14 protein-coding genes and 1 pseudogene are annotated in these 16,733 nt (G+C 68.7%); all 15 read left to right on the top strand.

What is annotated here, in order from left to right; all coding sequences use genetic code 11:
• Positions 1 to 62: 62 nt before the first annotated feature.
• Entirely contained in the window at positions 63 to 1,577 is a 1,515-nt protein-coding gene (locus LFM09_RS02555; protein ID WP_414094570.1) for a phage tail sheath family protein, read from the top strand.
• Between the two features lie 15 nt (positions 1,578 to 1,592).
• Entirely contained in the window at positions 1,593 to 2,036 is a 444-nt protein-coding gene (locus tag LFM09_RS02550) for a phage tail protein (protein WP_414094569.1), read from the top strand.
• Positions 2,037 to 2,056: 20 nt separating this feature from the next.
• Positions 2,057 to 2,425, top strand: a complete 369-nt coding sequence (locus LFM09_RS02545) for a hypothetical protein (protein WP_414094675.1) — start codon at positions 2,057 to 2,059, stop codon at positions 2,423 to 2,425.
• Positions 2,422 to 2,574, top strand: a pseudogene (locus LFM09_RS02540) (DUF6760 family protein); the annotation flags it as partial. The gene LFM09_RS02545 and the pseudogene LFM09_RS02540, both read left to right, overlap by 4 nt.
• Before the next feature lie 136 nt (positions 2,575 to 2,710).
• Positions 2,711 to 5,296: a hypothetical protein gene (locus LFM09_RS02535; protein ID WP_414094568.1), complete on the top strand. Its 2,586-nt coding sequence runs from the start codon at positions 2,711 to 2,713 to the stop codon at positions 5,294 to 5,296.
• Positions 5,297 to 5,305: 9 nt separating this feature from the next.
• Positions 5,306 to 5,734 carry a phage tail protein gene (locus LFM09_RS02530; protein WP_414094567.1) on the top strand — a complete coding sequence of 143 codons (429 nt, stop codon included), beginning with the start codon at positions 5,306 to 5,308 and terminating at the stop codon, positions 5,732 to 5,734.
• Positions 5,731 to 6,465 carry a peptidase M23 gene (locus LFM09_RS02525; protein ID WP_414094566.1) on the top strand — a complete coding sequence of 245 codons (735 nt, stop codon included), beginning with the start codon at positions 5,731 to 5,733 and terminating at the stop codon, positions 6,463 to 6,465. Before LFM09_RS02530 ends, LFM09_RS02525 begins: the two co-directional genes overlap by 4 nt.
• Positions 6,458 to 8,227 (top strand): VgrG-related protein, encoded by a 1,770-nt coding sequence (locus LFM09_RS02520; RefSeq protein ID WP_414094565.1) that lies wholly within the window; start codon positions 6,458 to 6,460, stop codon positions 8,225 to 8,227. Before LFM09_RS02525 ends, LFM09_RS02520 begins: the two co-directional genes overlap by 8 nt.
• A gap of 12 nt (positions 8,228 to 8,239) precedes the next feature.
• Positions 8,240 to 8,524: a PAAR domain-containing protein gene (locus tag LFM09_RS02515; RefSeq protein WP_166052651.1), complete on the top strand. Its 285-nt coding sequence runs from the start codon at positions 8,240 to 8,242 to the stop codon at positions 8,522 to 8,524.
• Positions 8,524 to 8,925, top strand: coding sequence for a GPW/gp25 family protein (locus LFM09_RS02510; protein WP_414094564.1), 402 nt, complete (start codon positions 8,524 to 8,526; stop codon positions 8,923 to 8,925). Before LFM09_RS02515 ends, LFM09_RS02510 begins: the two co-directional genes overlap by 1 nt.
• Positions 8,925 to 10,850 carry a putative baseplate assembly protein gene (locus LFM09_RS02505; RefSeq protein WP_414094563.1) on the top strand — a complete coding sequence of 642 codons (1,926 nt, stop codon included), beginning with the start codon at positions 8,925 to 8,927 and terminating at the stop codon, positions 10,848 to 10,850. The genes LFM09_RS02510 and LFM09_RS02505 overlap by 1 nt, the downstream gene beginning before the upstream one ends.
• Before the next feature lie 58 nt (positions 10,851 to 10,908).
• Positions 10,909 to 11,445, top strand: coding sequence for a phage tail protein (locus LFM09_RS02500; protein ID WP_414094562.1), 537 nt, complete (start codon positions 10,909 to 10,911; stop codon positions 11,443 to 11,445).
• Positions 11,442 to 12,386 carry an NADase-type glycan-binding domain-containing protein gene (locus LFM09_RS02495; protein ID WP_414094561.1) on the top strand — a complete coding sequence of 315 codons (945 nt, stop codon included), beginning with the start codon at positions 11,442 to 11,444 and terminating at the stop codon, positions 12,384 to 12,386. Before LFM09_RS02500 ends, LFM09_RS02495 begins: the two co-directional genes overlap by 4 nt.
• A gap of 2 nt (positions 12,387 to 12,388) precedes the next feature.
• Complete coding sequence (locus LFM09_RS02490; RefSeq protein ID WP_414094560.1) at positions 12,389 to 15,349, top strand: VWA domain-containing protein; 2,961 nt, start codon at positions 12,389 to 12,391, stop codon at positions 15,347 to 15,349.
• A gap of 81 nt (positions 15,350 to 15,430) precedes the next feature.
• Positions 15,431 to 16,726 carry a hypothetical protein gene (locus LFM09_RS02485; RefSeq protein WP_414094559.1) on the top strand — a complete coding sequence of 432 codons (1,296 nt, stop codon included), beginning with the start codon at positions 15,431 to 15,433 and terminating at the stop codon, positions 16,724 to 16,726.
• Positions 16,727 to 16,733 lie beyond the last annotated feature (7 nt).

Raw genomic sequence — 16,733 nt, 5'->3', positions numbered from 1 at the left:
GGTTTTCCCAGGTCATCGCAGCATGTGTGACACAGGGTTCCGTACGACTTGGGAGGCCGTCGATGCCCACCTATCTCTCGCCGGGCGTGTACGTCGAGGAGGTGGAGGCAGGTGCTCGTCCGATCGAGGGCGTGGGCACCGCCGTCGCCGCGTTCGTCGGGTTCGCGGCCAAGGGTGAGTACAACACTCCGACGCTGGTGTCGAACTGGGCGCAGTACACCGAGAAGTTCGGCGACTTCGCCGAGGGCTGCTACCTGCCGCTGGCCGTCTACGGCTACTTCCTCAACGGTGGCACCAACTGCTACGTCGTCCGCGTCGGTGGTGAGAAGGCCACGAAGGCTCTGCCCGCCGGTGCGCAGGCACAGCTGGGCGGCTACCGGGTCTCGGCCCGCGAGCTCGGTGCGGGCTCGTTGTCCGTCGAGGTCGGCGACCCGGCGGGGGAGAACCAGCCGGACGACCGCTTCTCGTTGCTGGTCAAGGACAACGGCAAGGTCGTCGAGACGCACCAGGTCTCGGTCAAGCGCGGCAAGGAGAACGCCGTCACCGTCGTGAACGCCGCTTCCAAGGTGATCACGCTGGAGGAGGTCTCCGGGGCCGTGTCCGCCCGTCCGGACAAGGCTTCCGTGGCGTTGCGCGAGGCTCCCACGCCGCCGCCGGTGCCGCGCAAGGTGGTGGCCGACGACTACGTGGGCGACGTCGCGGACCGCACCGGTTTCGGTGGCCTGGAAGCGATCGACGAGATCACGATGGTCTCGGTGCCCGACCTGATGAGCTCCTACCAGCGCGGGCTGATCACGCTGGAGGCCGTGAAGACCGTGCAGACGGCGATGATCGCGCACTGCGAGCTCATGGGTGACCGCATGGCGATCCTCGACCCGCCGCCGGACCTCTCACCGGACCAGGTGAAGAACTGGAAGCAGGTCGAGGCGGGCTACGACTCGAAGTACGCGACCTTGTACTACCCGTGGATCAAGGTCTACGACCCCGCTTCGTCCGACAACGTCTTCGTCCCGCCATCTGGCCACATGGCCGGTGTGTGGGCGCGGACTGACGCCTCGCGCGGCGTGCACAAGGCGCCGGCGAACGAGACCGTGCGCGGTGCCGTGGCGTTGCAGACGCAGCTGACCAAGGCCGAGCAGGAGCTGCTGAACCCGATCGGCGTGAACTGCATCCGCGCCTTCACCGGTCGCGGGATTCGCGTGTGGGGTGCGCGGACGTTGTCGTCAGATCCGGCCTGGCGTTACCTGAACGTGCGGCGGCTCTTCAACTACCTCGAAGAGTCCATCATGGACGGTACGCAGTGGGTCGTGTTCGAGCCGAACGACGACGCTCTGTGGGCGCGGATTCGCCGGACCATTTCGGCGTTCCTGGTCATGGAGTGGCGCAAGGGAGCGTTGTTCGGGCTCACGCCGGACGAGGCGTTCTACGTCAAGTGCGACCGCGAGACCAACCCGGCGGAGGGCATCGACCTCGGCCAGGTCGTGTGCGAAGTCGGCGTGGCGCCGGTGAAGCCCGCGGAGTTCGTCATCTTCCGGCTCGCCCAGATCTCGGGCGGCACCAGTCTGGTCAACGAGTAAAGGCGGTTCATCGACATGGCACTCCCCGATCTCGACACGTCGGTCGGTCACTCGTTCGGCCTGGAGGTCGACGGCATCACGATCAAGCAGATCTCCGAGGTGTCCGGCCTGAAGATGGAACAGGACGTCATCGAGCTCAAGCAGAACATGGCCGACGGCAAGTACGTCGTGAAGAAGCTGCCCGGCCGCAAGAAGGCGGGCGAGGTGACGTTCACCCGAGGCCTGACCGGCGACAACTCCTTCGAGAAGTGGGTGAAGGACGCCCAGTTCGGCAAGATGGGCGCCGCCCGCAAGAACGGCGTGGTCGTCGTCTACGACTACGAGGGCCAGCCCATCAAGCGCTACAAGATCATGCACGCGTGGCCGAAGTCGTTGGAGATCGGCTCCTTGAAGGCCGGCGACACCTCGGTGCTGACCGAGAAGCTCGTTGTGACCTATGAGGAAATGGACGTCGAGTGAAACGCTCTGCTGCTGCTGTCATGCAGACCGAGTTCGCCTTCGAGCTTCCTCGCGGTTACGTGGACGCTTCTGGTGTCGTGCACCGGTCCGGGGTGATGCGGTTGGCGACTGCTCGCGATGAGCTGATTCCGTTGCGGGACGACCGGGTTCGCGAGAACGCCGCGTTCTTGACGGTGGTGTTGCTGGGGCGGGTCGTTGTTCGTCTTGGTGATGTCACCGATGTTCATGCGGGGATCATCGAGAACCTGTTCGCTTCTGATCTGGCGTTCCTGCAGGACATGTATCGCCGGGTCAACAGTGAGGGGCACACGCGGTCCGGTGTGTTGTGTCCCTCTTGCGGGCACGGGTTCGAGGTCGACATCGCGGGTGGGCGCCTGGGGGAATCGTGACGTACGCGCCGGACCGGCTCTACTCGGAGGTCGCGTACGTCGCCTACCACTTCCACTGGTCGCTCGACTCCATTTTGGACTTGGAGCACTCCGAGCGGTTGCGGTACGTGTCGGAGATCGGTCGCATCAACACTCGGGTTTCGGCTGGTTCTGGCTCTGGGTTTGGTCCTGGGTTTGGTTCTGGTTCGGGGAGGTGACGTTGCTGTGTGGCCCTTTCGACGGCGTGCTGCCGTTCCTCTGCCCGTTGTGCGGGCTGACTGGCGGACGTTGCCTCCTGTCCAACGGGTGATCGCTCCGCATCCGCTGGTGAATCCGGTGTCGGGCTTCTCGTCCCAGCTCTCCGCCTGGCAGAACCCTTCGTTCCTCGCTCCGCTCGCGCATGCCGTGGGGCCGTTGGAGCCTTCCGGCTCGATCGCGGACATGGCGACTTCTGTTCCGTCTGACGGCCGGCGGACGGAGTGGGAGGCGCCCTCCACTTCCGCTGACGGTCCGGTGGTGTCGCGTCGGGCGGTAGAGCCTTCTGTCGTGGTGTCGCGCAGTGTCGCTGATCCCGTGGAGCTCGTGGAGCCTGCTGAGCCGGAGGCCGCTCCCGTGCCTGCTCCCGTTGGGGAGGCCGTCGAGGCTCCGGCGCCTGAGGTTTCTGTCTCTCCGGACCCACCCGTGAGGCAGAGAAGGCTGGGCCTCGGCGAGCCGATTTCGCCGGTGCTGCAGCGATCGAGCGACCCCGGTGCCTCCGCGACGTCTGTGCCGCGGCGGGCTGTGGACCCTGGCACGACTGCGGGACCGTTCTCCGACTTGACGGCCGGTGCCCGTTCCGATTCGACCGCGAGGTCGGGTTCGCCGGCGGTTCAACGGCTCGCGGACAGCGCAGCTGCGCGGACCCCGGGACTGGGGATGCCGGTGGTGCGGCACGGCCTCGAATCCGGCCCCGCACCCGCCGAACCGACCCCGGCCGCCTTCAACGAGCCGACTTCAGCCGACGCCGCCGGAGGCGGCAACTCGCCGAGCTCAGCCGACGCGGCGACCAGCGGTCCGAGCTCGGCCGACGAGTCGGCTCCGGTAGCGGGTTCCGCCGAGCCGGTGACGGTCTTGGACGTCGCCGAGCCGGACCTCGCCGGGTCAGCGATCGGCTCAGGCCCACAGGCTGGCGAGTCCACTGTCGGTGCGTCCGGTGGACTCGGTGCCTCGAAGGCCGGAGCTGATGCGGTGCAGCGTTCCGTGGACTTCGGTGGGGAGGTGGCGCGGCAGGCCGCTATGCCGGTCGTGCGCGGGCCACGCGGCACCGGCAGTCCAGGACTGCAGAGCGCGGGGGAAACGGGCGGTCCAGTCGCTCAGCGCGCGGTGGAGGCCGCGGGTCCGGTGGTGCCGCGGGAGGTCGAGACCGGCGGTCCGGCGATGCAGAGGGCGGCCAAGAACGGTGGTCCGGTGGTGCAGCGGGCGATCGAGACCGGTGGTCCGGTGGTGCAGCGGGCGATCGAGAACGGTGGTCCGGTGGTGCAGCGGGCAATCGAGGCCAGCAGCCCTGCGGTGCAGAGAGCGGTGGAGTCCGACGCCTCTCCGACGGCGCAGAGGTTGGTCGGTGCCGCGCCCAGTTTGCCGATCGTGGCGCGGCCCGACTCCGTGGGCAGCGGCGTTCCCGTGCCTGGTGAGCAGATCGGATCCGACCTCGGCACCCCGTCCGGGCTGGCTGCTGCCGGCTTCGGCGCACCGTCTCCTGACCCGACTGGTTCGGGCCTCGGCGAACCCGCGGCACAACGGCTGGTCGATGCCGGCTCCGGTGGACCTGTCGCACAACGGCTGGTTGGTGACGGCTCCAGCGGGCCCGTCGTGCAGCGGCTGGTTGGTGACGGTCCAGCCATGCAGGGGCTCCTCGGCCACGGCCTCGGCGGGTCCACCGCGCAGAGCACGGTCGGTGAGGGGCCCGACGTGCAGAGACTGGTCGGCTCCGGTGCGGACCAGCCCGCCGTACAACGGCTGGTAGCTAACGGCTTCGGTGAGTCTGTCGTGCAGCGGCTGGTCGGTGACGGTCCTGCCGTGCAGAGGACGGTCGGCTCAGGCTCGGACGAGTCCGCCGTGCAGCGCCTGGTTGGCGACGGCCGCAGCGAGTCCGCCGCACAGCGGTTGGTCGGTGCGGGTCCAGACCTTCCGGTTGTGGCGCGGCCCGGAACCGCCACGCCACACGCATCCGGCGCCGAAGCCTTCGAACGGCCAGGCGGAACCACCCTCACCAGTGCCGGTTTCGGCGAACCCGTTGCACAACGGCTCGTCGGATCCTCCCCTCCGATCGTCCAGCTGGTCTCCGACCACGCCTCCGCGACCGGTCCGAGCAACCTCGCGTCGGGTGCCGGCGCCCAACCGACGGCGCCTTCCGGCAGCGGCTTTTCAGCCCCCTCCAACGGCGGCCTGCCGGGACCTTCCGGCGGCGGCGCGACGACGCCCTTCAGCGGTGGTCTGTTGGCGCGTTCCAGCGGCCTCGGTTCGGCAACCCGTTCCGACTTCGGCTCGGCAATGTCCTTCCCCACAGGAAGCGCGCCAGGCCCGGAAGCGGTCGCCCAGCGATCCCTGGCCCTCCTCACGCCCCCTGCACTCCCGCACACCACCTTTCACCAAGCCGGAAGGCTGCCTCTGGTCGCCCGCACCCCGGAACCCGTTCAACAGACGCCAGAAGCGCCGATCGTCCAGCGCGTCGAAGCACCCGTCCAGCGCGCCGAAGCCCAGCCCGAGCCGCCGCAACCCGGGCCGCAGCCGCAGCAGGCACCGGCGCAGAACCCAGAAGAGCTCCTCCGGAAGTTGTACGACCCGCTGCTGCGACGGCTCAAGGCCGACCTGTGGCTCGACCGTGAGCGCCGCGGTGCGCTCACCGACCTGTGAGGACATGCCATGACCGCGCCAGAGGAAGCCGTTGCCGTCTGCTTCAGCGTGCAGGTGGACAAGGACGACCTGGGGTCGTTCAACAGCTGTGAGGGGCTCGGGTGCGAGTTCGTCATCGAGCAGCGTGAAGAGGGCGGCAACAACGGGATGGTGTGGCAGTTGCCCACGCGCATCAAGTACCCCAACGTGAAGCTCACGAGGCCGGTCACCAGGGACAGCCAGAAGATCACGAGCTGGATCGCGGGCATGGCGGCGGGGATCAAAAGACGAACGGCCGTCATCGAGGCCAAAACGCTGGAAGGAACGACGATCGCGAGCTGGTCGCTGGCTGAGGTCGTGCCGGTCAGGTGGACCGGGCCGCAGCTCAGTGCCGAGCAGAGCAAGGTGGCGACCGAGACGCTTGAGCTGGCGCACCACGGGTTCTTGGACGCGCGATGACTGTCACGTTCACCAGCGCGGGGGCGAGCACCGCGGCCAAGAAGATGGAGCACGCCGTCATCACGGCGTACGAGCCGCCCAAGCCGGGTGGGTTGCAGAAGCCGGGCGCGGAGCTGGACAAGATCAAGTTTCAGTTCAACCCCAAGGAGCTCACGCTCGCCAAGAACGCCAAGTGGCAGCGGCAGGCTCAGCCCAACGCGGCCAAGAGCGGGGTGCCGGAGTTCAAGGGGGCCGAGCCGGCGAAGCTCTCGTTGGAGATCTTCATCGACTCCACGGACACCATGGGCGACGCCACGATCAAGATGGTCGAGCAGCTGTTCAACCTGACAGTGCCCACAAAGGACTCCAGGACGAACGGCAAGGGCAGTCCGCCGTGGGTCATCTTCAAGTGGGGCACCACGACCGGGTTCCCGAGCTACGTCTCCAGCGTCACGGCCAAGTACACGCTCTTCACTCCCGGCGGCATGCCGGTCCGGGCGGTGTGCACGGTCAACCTCGAAGAGGTGAGTGGCGAACCGGGCGGGCAGAACCCGACCAGTGGCGCGCTGGCGGCGAGAGACGCGCACACGCTCACGGCCGGCGACAGCCTGCAGTCCTTGGCGTACCAGGCGTACGGCAACCCGGAGCTGTGGCGCCACATCGCCGAGGCCAACGACATCGACGACCCGATGCGGCTCAAGCTCGGTGCGACCGTCCTCGTGCCGGCGTTGGAGGAGATCCAGCATGGCTAACGAGAGCTTCGCCAACAACCTCGTCGTCGAGGTCGAGAACCAACCCCTACCGGCCGACGTCAAGCTGCTGCTGACCTACGCCTTCGTCGACGACAGCCGGAACCTGCCGGACATGTTCGTGCTGCGGTTCCGCGATCCCGGCCACGTCGTGCTCACCAAGGGTGGCTTCAAGATCGGCGCGAAAGCGTCCATCAAGGTCCAGACGGCCGATCCCGGCGGGCCGAAACCGTTGATGAGCGGGGAGATCACGGCCGTCGGCGTCGAGCTCGACGGGCAGGGCACGTTCACCGAAGTCAGAGGCTACGACGAGGCGCACCGGCTGTTCCGCGGCAAGCGGGTCGCGGTCTACCCGAACATGACGGTCAGCGACGTCGTCAAGAAGGTCGCCGAACGCGCGAACATCAAGACCGGCACGATCGACAACGTGCCGGGCTTCGGCGGCCGGCCGGACACCCAGCTCAGCCAGGACAACGTCAGCGACTGGGAGTTCCTGAGCCGCCTGGCGAAGACCGTCGGCGCGCAGATCGCGGTGAAGGACGGCAAGCTCGAGTTCAAACTGCCGGAGCCACCCACCGCAGCACCGAAACCCAACGCCAAGGCCAAGTCGAACCCGCTCGTCCTGGAAATGCACAGCACCCTCGTGGCGCTCCGGGCCGGCATCACGACCGCGGGCCAGGTGCCGGAGGTCCAGGTCAGGGGCTGGGACTTCGAGAACAAGCAGGAGGTCGTCGCCACCGCCACGCCGAACACCGCGGGCACGGAGGTGCCGCAGGCGAACCCGAAGGAGCTCGCGGCCAAGTTCAAGGCGCCGCCCCACCTCGAAGCCGGCCTGCCCTACCGCACGCACGCCGAGGCCAAGACCGCGGCGGAGGCACTGGCCGCGCAGCTCGGCGGCTCCTGCGCCGAACTCTCCGGTGTGGCAAGGGGAAACCCCGAGCTCAAGGCGGGCACGGCGGTGACGCTGGCGAACGTCGGCGAACCCTTCCAGGGCAAGTACACGCTGACCAGCACCAGACACCTGTTCGCCGAACACACCGGCTACACCACGGAGTTCACGGTGTCGGGCAAGCAGGAACGCTCGCTCTACGGACTCGTCCACGGCACAACCACCAAGCCGCTCAACGGACTCGTGCCCGCCGTCGTCACGAACGCCAAGGACCCCAAGCAACTCGGGCGGGTTCAGGTCAAGTTCCCCTGGTTGTCGGCGGATCTGACCAGCGTGTGGGCCAGGACCGTGCAACAGGGCGCGGGGCCCGACCGGGGCACGCTGATCATTCCCGAGGTCGGCGACGAGGTGCTGGTCGGGTTCGAGCACGGCGAGTTCGACGCACCGTACGTGCTCGGCGGCCTCTACAACGGCAAGGACAAGCCGCCGAAGCTGAGCAAGCCACCGGTCGACGGCGCCAACGGCGAGATCGCGGCCAGGGGGTTCGTGAGTCGCAAGGGCCACAAGGTCGAGTTCGTCGAGGACGACGGAATCGTGATCTCCAGCGGTGACGGGAAGTTCGTCGTCAAGCTCGACCAGAAGTCGCAGAACGTCGAGATCACCAGCGGCAAGACCATCAACGTCAAGGCGCAGAACGGCATCACCGTCGACGCCGGCACCGGGCCGCTGGAGCTCAAGGGCCAGAAGGTGACCGTGAAGGCGCAGACCGAACTGAAAGCCGAAGGCGCCCAGGTGAAGATCGCGGGCCAGGCGCAGACCGAGGTGACCTCCAGCGGTGTTCTCACCGTCAAGGGTTCCATCGTCAAGATCAACTAGAGGAACGACATCATGCCACCCGCAGCAAGAGTCGGAGACATGACCGGGCACCCCGGCGTCGTCATGCCGCCCGGTGTCCCGACCGTGCTCATCGGCGGTCTGCCCGCCGCGACGGTCGGGAACATGCACACGTGCTCGTTCCCGCCGCCCGCCGTGCACCCTCCGACGCCGATCATCCCCCCGGGCTGCCCGACCGTGCTGATCGGCGGCAAACCCGCGGCGCGCGTCGGTGACATGAGCGGTTGTGGCGCGCCGATCCTGCCGCCCGGCTGCCCGACCGTCCTGATAGGAGGGTGATGGACTTCATCGGCAGGGGTCTCAGCTTTCCCGTCCGCACCGACGCGACGGGCTCGGTGGCGCTCGTCGACGGCGACCGCGAGATCGTGGAGAGCATCCGGCTGATCCTCGCGACCGCGCCGGGAGAACGCCCGATGCGGCCCGAGTTCGGCTGCGCGATCCACGACCTGGTGTTCGCGCCCGCCGACTCCTCGACGGCCGGGCAGATCGCCTACGAGGTGCGGCAGTCGCTGGAGCGCTGGGAACCGCGCATCGACCTCACCGACGTGATCATCGACTTCGCCGAGGCCGACAACGGCACCCTGCTGATCGACATCCGCTACACCCTGCGCAACACCAACGACCCGCGCAACCTCGTCTTCCCGTTCTACGTCATACCGCCGCACGAGGACGGTGCGTGATGCCGCTTCCCTTGCCGAACCTCGACGACCGGAGGTTCCAGCAGCTCGTCGACGAGGCCAAGCGCCGCGTCCAGCAGCACTGTCCGGAGTGGACGGACCACAACGTGTCCGACCCCGGCGTCACGCTGATCGAGGCGTTCGCGCACATGGTCGACGAGCTGATGTACCGGGTGAACCGCGTGCCGCAGCTGCACTACCTCAAGTTCCTCGACCTCATCGGCGTCGAGCTGTTCGCACCGACCGCCGCCCGCGTCGACGTCACGTACTGGCTGTCGGCACCCCAGGACGCTCCGGTCGAGGTGCCGCAGGGGAACCAGGTCGCGACCCAGCGCAAGGGTGTCGAGGACCCGGTCGTCTTCACGGTCGACCGCCCGCTCAAGATCGTGCCCTGCGAGCTCGCGCACCTGGCCACGGCCGCGGCGGACGGCCAGCCCGTCGACCGCACCGACGACCTCAAGGCCGCGAAGGAGCCGCAGGCGTTCAGCGAGCAACCAGCGGCCGGCGACGCCGTGCTCTTCGGGCTGTCTCAAGCGGTTCCCGGTTGCGCGGTGCTGCTGCGCTTCGACTGCGAACCGATGGGCTCGGGCATCAACCCCGCCGACCCGCCGTGGGTGTGGGAGGCGTGGACCGGCGAGGGCTGGGTCGCGTGCGAGGTCGACCACTTCACCAATGGCGGCTTCAACTCCGCCGGCGACGTCGTCGTGCACGTCCCGCCCGGCCACACCACGTCGATCCTGGTCCGCCAGCGCGCAGGCTGGCTGCGGTGCCGGGCCGCCGAACTGTGGCAGGGTCAGCCCTTCTACCAGCGCTCGCCGAAGATCCGCGACGTCACGGCGTCGACCATCGGCGGCACCACCGAGGCCGTGCACGCCGACGTGGTCAAGGACGAAACGCTCGGGGTCTCGGAAGGCGTTGCCGGCCAACGTTTCCCGCTCGCCCGCACCCCGGTCGTCGCGGGCGCGCCGATCACCGTCGAGGTCGCGACCCCGGCCGGCTGGGACACCTGGACCGAGGTGCCGACCTTCGTCGAGTCGGGTCCGGAGGACCGGCACTTCCTGCTGGACAACATCGAGGGCCAGATCATCTTCGGTCCGGCGGTCCGCCAGCAGGGCGGGACGCTGCGGCATTACGGCGCAGTGCCGGCGAAATCGGCGGCGATCCGGGTGCCCGAGTACCGCACGGGTGGCGGGCTGCGCGGCAACGTCGCCCGCAACCTCGTGACCGTGCAACGGGACCCGGTTCCGTTCGTGAGCAACGTGACGAACCGCAAGCCCGGCCGGGGTGGTGTCGCCGGCGAGTCGGTGGAGGACGCGGCGCTGAGAGGCCCGCTGTCGCTGCGGACGCGGGATCGGGCGGTGACGGCCGAGGACTACGAGATCCTCGCGCGAGAGGCCGCTCCGGAGGTCGCGCGCGTGCGGTGCGCGCCGGGGGACGACGGCGTACGGGTGCTGGTGGTGCCGGCGGTTCCGGAGCACGAGGAGCCGAACTTCCAGGCCTTCCAGGTCGATCAGGAGACGTTGGAACGAATCGCCGCTCATCTCGACGCCCGCAGGTGCGTTGGTGCGAGGGTGAGTGTGGAGCCGCCGTTCTACCAGGGGATCACGGTGGTGGCGGACCTCAAAGCTCGCACGGGAACGCCGTCGGAGGCGGTCCGCGCGAGGGCGATGGACGCGTTGGGGGACTACCTCGATCCGATCCGCGGAGGTGCGGACGGCGAGGGCTGGCCGTTCGGGCGGCCGGTGCATTCGGGGGAGGTTTACGCGGTGTTGCAAAGGATTCCGGGCGTCGAGCTGGTGGAGGACGTGCGGTTGTTCGCGGCGAATCTGCTGACCGGGGAGCGGGGGCAGGCGGTGCAGCGGGTGGATTTGCCGCCGAACGGCTTGGCCTTCTCATACGGGCATCAGGTTCGGGTGGCGAGGAGCTGAGTGATGAGGGGGCAGGCGATGAGTGGCGCGAGCGGGCGGCCGGAGGCGAGGTGCGGAGATGCGTAGTGCGGTAGACGACCTCATCTCGCCGCACCCACTCGGCGAGCGCATGCCCGCGGTCTACGTCGACGACGACTTCACCCAGCGCTTCACCCAGGCCCTCGACGAGGTCCTCGCCCCGATCTTCACCGTCCTCGACTGCTTCGCCGCCTACCTCGACCCGCGCTTGGCCCCGGCGGACTTCGTGGACTGGCTGGCAGGCTGGGTGGCGCTGGACCTGGACGAGAGCTGGTCCGCCACCCAACGTCGCGAGCTCGTCGCCAGAGCCGTGCGGCTGCACCGGTTCCGCGGCACCAGAAGGGGCCTGGCCGAACACGTCTGGCTCCTCACCGGCGGCCGCGTCGACATCGCGGACAGCGGCGGCACGAGCGTCTCACAACGCCCGCAGGGCCAGATCCCGGGCAGCTCACCAGCGCACGTGCTGATCCGCATCAGGGTGACGAACCCGGACGCGGTCGACCGCGCGCGCATCACCGCGGCGGTGCGCCGGATGGTGCCCGCCCACGTCGCCACGACCATCGAGGTGACCACATGATCGTCTGTCAGACCTGCGGGGAGCACAACGCGCCGAACGCCGAGTTCTGCGGCAACTGCGGCGACTTCCTGAAGTGGACCGGCGCCCAGGTGCAGGCAGGGCCCGTTCGCCCGGACGCGGCTCCGCAGCAACCACCCCAGCACCACCGTCCACAGCAGACCGCCAGACGCCAGGTCCAGCCCGGTGACCTGATCTGCGGCCAGTGCGGCTCCGGCAACGTGCCCACCAGGAAGTTCTGCGGCGTCTGCGGCCACTCGCTGCACGACGCGGTCACGCAGAAACGTCCCTGGTGGAAGCGCTGGCTGCCGACGAGAGGCCCGAAGGTCAGGGAACGCGGCAGCCGTCCCCGCCGCACGAGCCGGGCGGCGCAGGTCCGTCAGGGCATCGGCAGGGCCTTCCGCTGGGTGCTGGCGCTCGCCGTGCTGCTGTTCGCCACCTTGTACGGGTTCTCGGAAGGGTTCCGCAGCAACGTCAACACCGAGGTGATCGGGGTCAAGGACTCCGTCGCCGGCCTCTTCGGCGACCCCGTGCCCGTGCGGCAGAGCTCGATCTCGGCCACGCGGGAGCTTCCCGACCACCCGGCGGGCCTGGCCATGGACAACGACCCCAGCACGTTCTGGGCGGCCCAGACCGACCCGAACACCGCGGCGCTCACCATCACGTTCGACCACGCCACCGACCTGCGGCGGATGATCATCCACAGCGGCGACGGGAAGAAGTTCCTGGGCACCGCGCGGCCGCAGCGCCTGACGCTGGTGTTCGACACCGGCAAGACCGACGACATCAAGCTCATCGACAAGCCGGAGCAGCAGCAACACGCCATCAAGGACGGCGACGGCGTCCGGCAGGTCCAGATCCTCATCGCGGGCACCTACCCGTCGACCGAGAGCACGGACACGGTGATCAGCGAGATCGAACTGTTCGAGAAGCAGGTGAATTGACCGTGCGCGCACTTCCGTTGTTGCTCGTGGCATTGCTCGCCACACCGGTTCCGGTCGCCCAGGCCCAGCCGACACCGCAACCCGAGCCGTTCAACATCGGCTTCACCAGCAACGACGACATCTTCAAGGTGGACAGCACCGGGAACACGCGCACGAACCTGACGAACAACGCGCGCCTGCAAAGGGATCCGGCGTTCTCGCTGGACGGCACCAAGCTCGCGTACGTCGACGACCGGCACGTCATGATCGCGAACGCCGACGGCACCAACGCCAGGCGCCTCAACACGGAAGAACTGAGGCAGTCGCAACCCGCGTGGTCCCCGGACGGCACGATGATCGCGCTCGTCACCTCGATCCCGAACGGCGACGGCTCCGACTCCGTCGTCGAGATCTACCGCGTGTCCGACGGCGTGAGACTGGGCGAGATCGAGGTCCCGGAGCACCTCATCGCGGACGACACCCAGCCGGACTGGTCACCGGACGGCAAGACCATCGCGATCAGGCGCAGTTCCAGCAACATCACCCTGCCGCCTCCGCCGCTGCAGCCCGACACCGACCGCCCGGCCCGGCAGGGCAGCACGTTCGACCTCGAGCAGGTCGTGAAGACCCCGCGCATCCCGCCGAAGCCGGACGTCGTGATCCTCATCGACATCAGCGGCTCGATGAGCGGTGAGCTCGACAGCGTCAAGAGGACGCTCACCGACGTCATCGCCGAGGTCGCCAAGCTCCAGCCGGAGACCCAGTTCGGCATCGCGTCCTACGCCGGCTGGCAGAACGCGGGGCGCACCTTCACCCGGCACGTCCAGCTCACCGACACCGTCGGCAACTGGCAGAAGGACGTCAACGTCATCCGGAACGAGGAGTCGACCGAGGTCTGGGCCCACGCGCTGATCAAGACCGCGACCGGCGAGTTCGACTTCCGGCCCGACTCCAGCCGGGTCGTCGTGGTGATCGGCGACGAGGGCACCGCGGAGAACGTCACGCCCCCGGACAAGACCGACACCGTCCAGGGTGCGATCGATGCGTTGAACGCCAAGAACATCCGGTTCGTCGGCATCGACAGCGGCGGCCTGAACCAGTTCGGGCAGGCCAGGAAGTTCGTCGACGCCACCGACGGCTCGCTGCAGACGTTCGACGAGCACAAGCCGGGCGAGATCAGCACCGCTGTCCTCGACGGCATCAAGGACCTGGACGTCAAGGTCGCCCCAAGAGCGACCTGCGATCCGGGGCTCAGTGTCGTGCTCACACCGCCCGGACCGGTCACCGGCCCGAGCGGTCAGGACGTGAAGTTCGCCGAGAGGTTCACGGTCGCGCCGAACGCCACGCCGGGCAGCACTCTCAAATGCACCATCGAGTTCCTGCTCAACAACGAGACCGAGCCCCGGCCCGGCCACGTCCAGACCGTCACCGTCCGGGTCAGCGACCTCGTGAAACCGTTGGTGCGCGTGGACGACGTGACCGCGGTGGCCACACCGAACGACTCCGGTGCGACGGTCACCTACCAGGCCACCGCGACCGGCAGCCAGGGCCAGCCGCTCACGCCGACGTGCACACCGCAGTCCGGCACGAAGTTCCCGATCGGCTTCACGACGGTCACCTGCACCGCGACCGACGCCCAGGGCAACACCGGCACCGACACCGCGATCATCACCGTCCGCTCGGAAGAAGAACCGGAGGGCCCCGAGGTCTGGCTCGTCGCGGCGGACAACTCCGCGCAGGTCAACCTGTCCAGGCGCCTCGCGGAGCCCTGCCGCGACAGCTTCAGCCAGGACCCGGCGTGGTCACCGGACGGCAAGAGCCTTGCCATCACCCAGGACGAGCGCATCTGCGTGGTCAACCCGGACGGCACCGGCGGCCGCGTGGTCGTGCAGAGCGGTGCGAACATCGGCAGCCCGCGCAGCCCGGCCTGGCTGCCTGATGGCACGAGGATCGTCTTCCAGGCCTCGAACTCGGAGCTGCCGGCGGATCTGTGGACCGTGCCCGTGGTGAACGGCACCCCGCAGATCCTCACCCGCAACGGCAGCCAGCCCGCCGTGCAACGACTTCCGCGGCTCGCGGTGACCACCACCGCGACACCGGCCGAGGTTCCGTTCAACGGCAAGACGACCATCGAGGTCGCTGTCACGAACTCCGGTTTCGCACCGGCTCCCGCGACGGTGACCGTGACCGTGCCACCAGGTCTGGGAGGCGGCCCGGCGAGCGCTGACCTCGGCACGATCGCACCCGGTGAACGGAAAGCCGTGACGGGTGAGGCCACCGGTGTCACCGCCGGCGAGCACGTGGTGACCGCCGCGGTCGGCGCGCTCACGTCCCAGGTCACCGTGAAGGTCCTGGAACGCACCGGATCGCTCTCGCTCAAGGTGTCGGCGAGCCCGCAGCCGTCGTTCGTCGGCGGCGACGAGGTGGCCGTGACCTTCAACCTGCTCAACAGTTCCGGCTCGACGCTGACGGACGTGCGGGTCGTCGGTTCGGCGTTCGGCTGCCTGCCGGAGTGCCCGGTCGGCACGCTCGGGCCGGACGGCGAGGCCGAGGTCAGGTTCACGATCCCGGCCACCCAGGCCGTCGACCAGGAGCTGGTCGGCGTCGTGATCGGCACCGGACCGGACGAGGACCCGCTGGACAACGTCGCCGCGACCCAGATCGTCGTCAAGCAGCCGACGCTGACCCTCGACCAGCTGGCCGGCCCGCTCGGCGGCGTCGTCTCGGTGCAGGGCAAGGACTTCCCTCCTGGCGCGAAAGTCCGCCTCACCTGGGTCATCGGGATTTCCGAGACACCGGGCGAGGTCATCGCCACCGACGGCACGTTCACCACGCAGATGCTCGTGTTCCACAACGACACCGAGGGGATCCGGCAGGCCGCGGCCAACCAGGTCGAGGGCACGAGGTTCGGCGAGGTGAAGTCCGGGGACTTCCTCGCGATCCCGAGCACCGTCCAACCGTCCGACTTCGTCGAGCGGGGCTGACCAAAAGGGCAGCGATCGACGCACCCGCCCACGTCTTCACCGCCGCTGTGCGGTGCCGGGGAACGAAGGAGACTGCTAGTCATGGGAGCAACAGCGACACTGTCCACTTCGGACCTCGGCGTCGCACCTGGCGGGGACGTGACCTGCCAGGTGATGGTGCGCAACGCGGGCGAGCTGGTGGACCAGTTCACGATCGACGTCGTCGGCGATGCCGCGTCGTGGAGCCAGGCCGAACCGGCCGTGGTGAACCTCAACCCCGGTGAGTCCGCACCGGTGCTCATCCGGTTCGCGCCACCGCGCGACGCGGGCGTCTACGCGGGCCCGGTCCCGTTCGGCGTCCGGGTCATCTCGCGCGAGGACCCGAACGGCTCCGTCGTCGAAGAGGGCGTCGTGGTGGTCGGTGCGTTCACCGACGTGGCCGCGGAACTGGTACCCGCCAAGGCGGAGGGCGCCAGGAAGGCCAAGTTCGAGGTGGCCGTCGACAACGTGGGCAACGCGCCCGCGATGTTGCGGCTGCGCGCGATCGATCCCGAGGACGAGCTGGACTTCCGGCTGGACCGCGGCGAGATCGCGCTGCCACCGGGCACCACCGCGTTCGTCCGGCTGCAGGCCCGGCCGCGCAAGCGGTTCCTGCGCGGCGAACCGCAGCGGCGCCCGTTCCAGGTCGAGATCACCCCGGAGCAGGGTGAGCCGATCGTCGCCCAGGGCACCATGGTGCAGAAGCCGTTGCTGCCCAAGTGGTTGCTGCCGGCCCTGCTCGCGCTGCTGCTGCTCGCGGGAGCCCTGGTGGCGCTGTGGCTGACCGTGCTGCGGCCTGCCGTGACGTCCGCGGCACGGGAGGCGATGAAGCAGGAGAGCGCGGCGATCCAGCAGAAGGCCGACGAGGCGGCCAGCGCGGCCGGTGCGGCCAAGGAGGAGTCGAAGGAGGCGGCGGCGAACGCCGGGCAGGCCCTTGACGCGCTGGGCATCAAGCCGGGCGACACGAACGCGACGCCGACGCTGCCCAAGCCCGCGGAGAGGGGCGAGCCGGTGACGTTCCGGCTCGACATCACCTCGCCGATCGTGACCAACACCGGTGCGTTCACCGAGGTCACCTTCACCCCGCAGGACGACAAGAAGACCATCCTCGTCAAGGACATCTTCTTCGAGAACCCCAAGGGCGACCTGGGCACCGCCCAGCTCGTCCGGGACGCGGGCGGGACGCGCACCACCATCCGGGTCATCGGGCTCGGGAACTTCCGGGACCGCGACGAGCACTTCCAGGAACCGCTGCGGTTCCAGCCGGGCGAGAAGATCGTGTTCCGGGTGAGCTGCCAGAACCCGCAACCGAAGGGCGCTTGCACGCCCTCGGTGGTCCTCAACGGCCGTGCGGAGTGAGATCCGC

The organism is Lentzea alba, assembly GCF_047445655.1.
Taxonomy (GTDB): Bacteria; Actinomycetota; Actinomycetes; order Mycobacteriales; family Pseudonocardiaceae; genus Lentzea; species Lentzea alba_A.
The sequence above is the reverse complement of the archived record's forward strand: the minus strand, read 5'-3'. Positions and strand labels throughout refer to the sequence as shown.

Excerpts from the sequence above, each read along its gene's own strand:
- LFM09_RS02555 (WP_414094570.1), top strand. The coding sequence starts at position 63 with ATGCCCACCTATCTCTCGCCGGGCGTGTACGTCGAGGAGGTGGAGGCA.
- LFM09_RS02550 (WP_414094569.1), top strand. The coding sequence starts at position 1,593 with ATGGCACTCCCCGATCTCGACACGTCGGTCGGTCACTCGTTCGGCCTG.
- LFM09_RS02545 (WP_414094675.1), top strand. The coding sequence starts at position 2,057 with ATGCAGACCGAGTTCGCCTTCGAGCTTCCTCGCGGTTACGTGGACGCT.
- LFM09_RS02530 (WP_414094567.1), top strand. The coding sequence starts at position 5,306 with ATGACCGCGCCAGAGGAAGCCGTTGCCGTCTGCTTCAGCGTGCAGGTG.
- LFM09_RS02525 (WP_414094566.1), top strand. The coding sequence starts at position 5,731 with ATGACTGTCACGTTCACCAGCGCGGGGGCGAGCACCGCGGCCAAGAAG.
- LFM09_RS02520 (WP_414094565.1), top strand. The coding sequence starts at position 6,458 with ATGGCTAACGAGAGCTTCGCCAACAACCTCGTCGTCGAGGTCGAGAAC.
- LFM09_RS02515 (WP_166052651.1), top strand. The coding sequence starts at position 8,240 with ATGCCACCCGCAGCAAGAGTCGGAGACATGACCGGGCACCCCGGCGTC.
- LFM09_RS02510 (WP_414094564.1), top strand. The coding sequence starts at position 8,524 with ATGGACTTCATCGGCAGGGGTCTCAGCTTTCCCGTCCGCACCGACGCG.
- LFM09_RS02505 (WP_414094563.1), top strand. The coding sequence starts at position 8,925 with ATGCCGCTTCCCTTGCCGAACCTCGACGACCGGAGGTTCCAGCAGCTC.
- LFM09_RS02500 (WP_414094562.1), top strand. The coding sequence starts at position 10,909 with ATGCGTAGTGCGGTAGACGACCTCATCTCGCCGCACCCACTCGGCGAG.
- LFM09_RS02495 (WP_414094561.1), top strand. The coding sequence starts at position 11,442 with ATGATCGTCTGTCAGACCTGCGGGGAGCACAACGCGCCGAACGCCGAG.
- LFM09_RS02485 (WP_414094559.1), top strand. The coding sequence starts at position 15,431 with ATGGGAGCAACAGCGACACTGTCCACTTCGGACCTCGGCGTCGCACCT.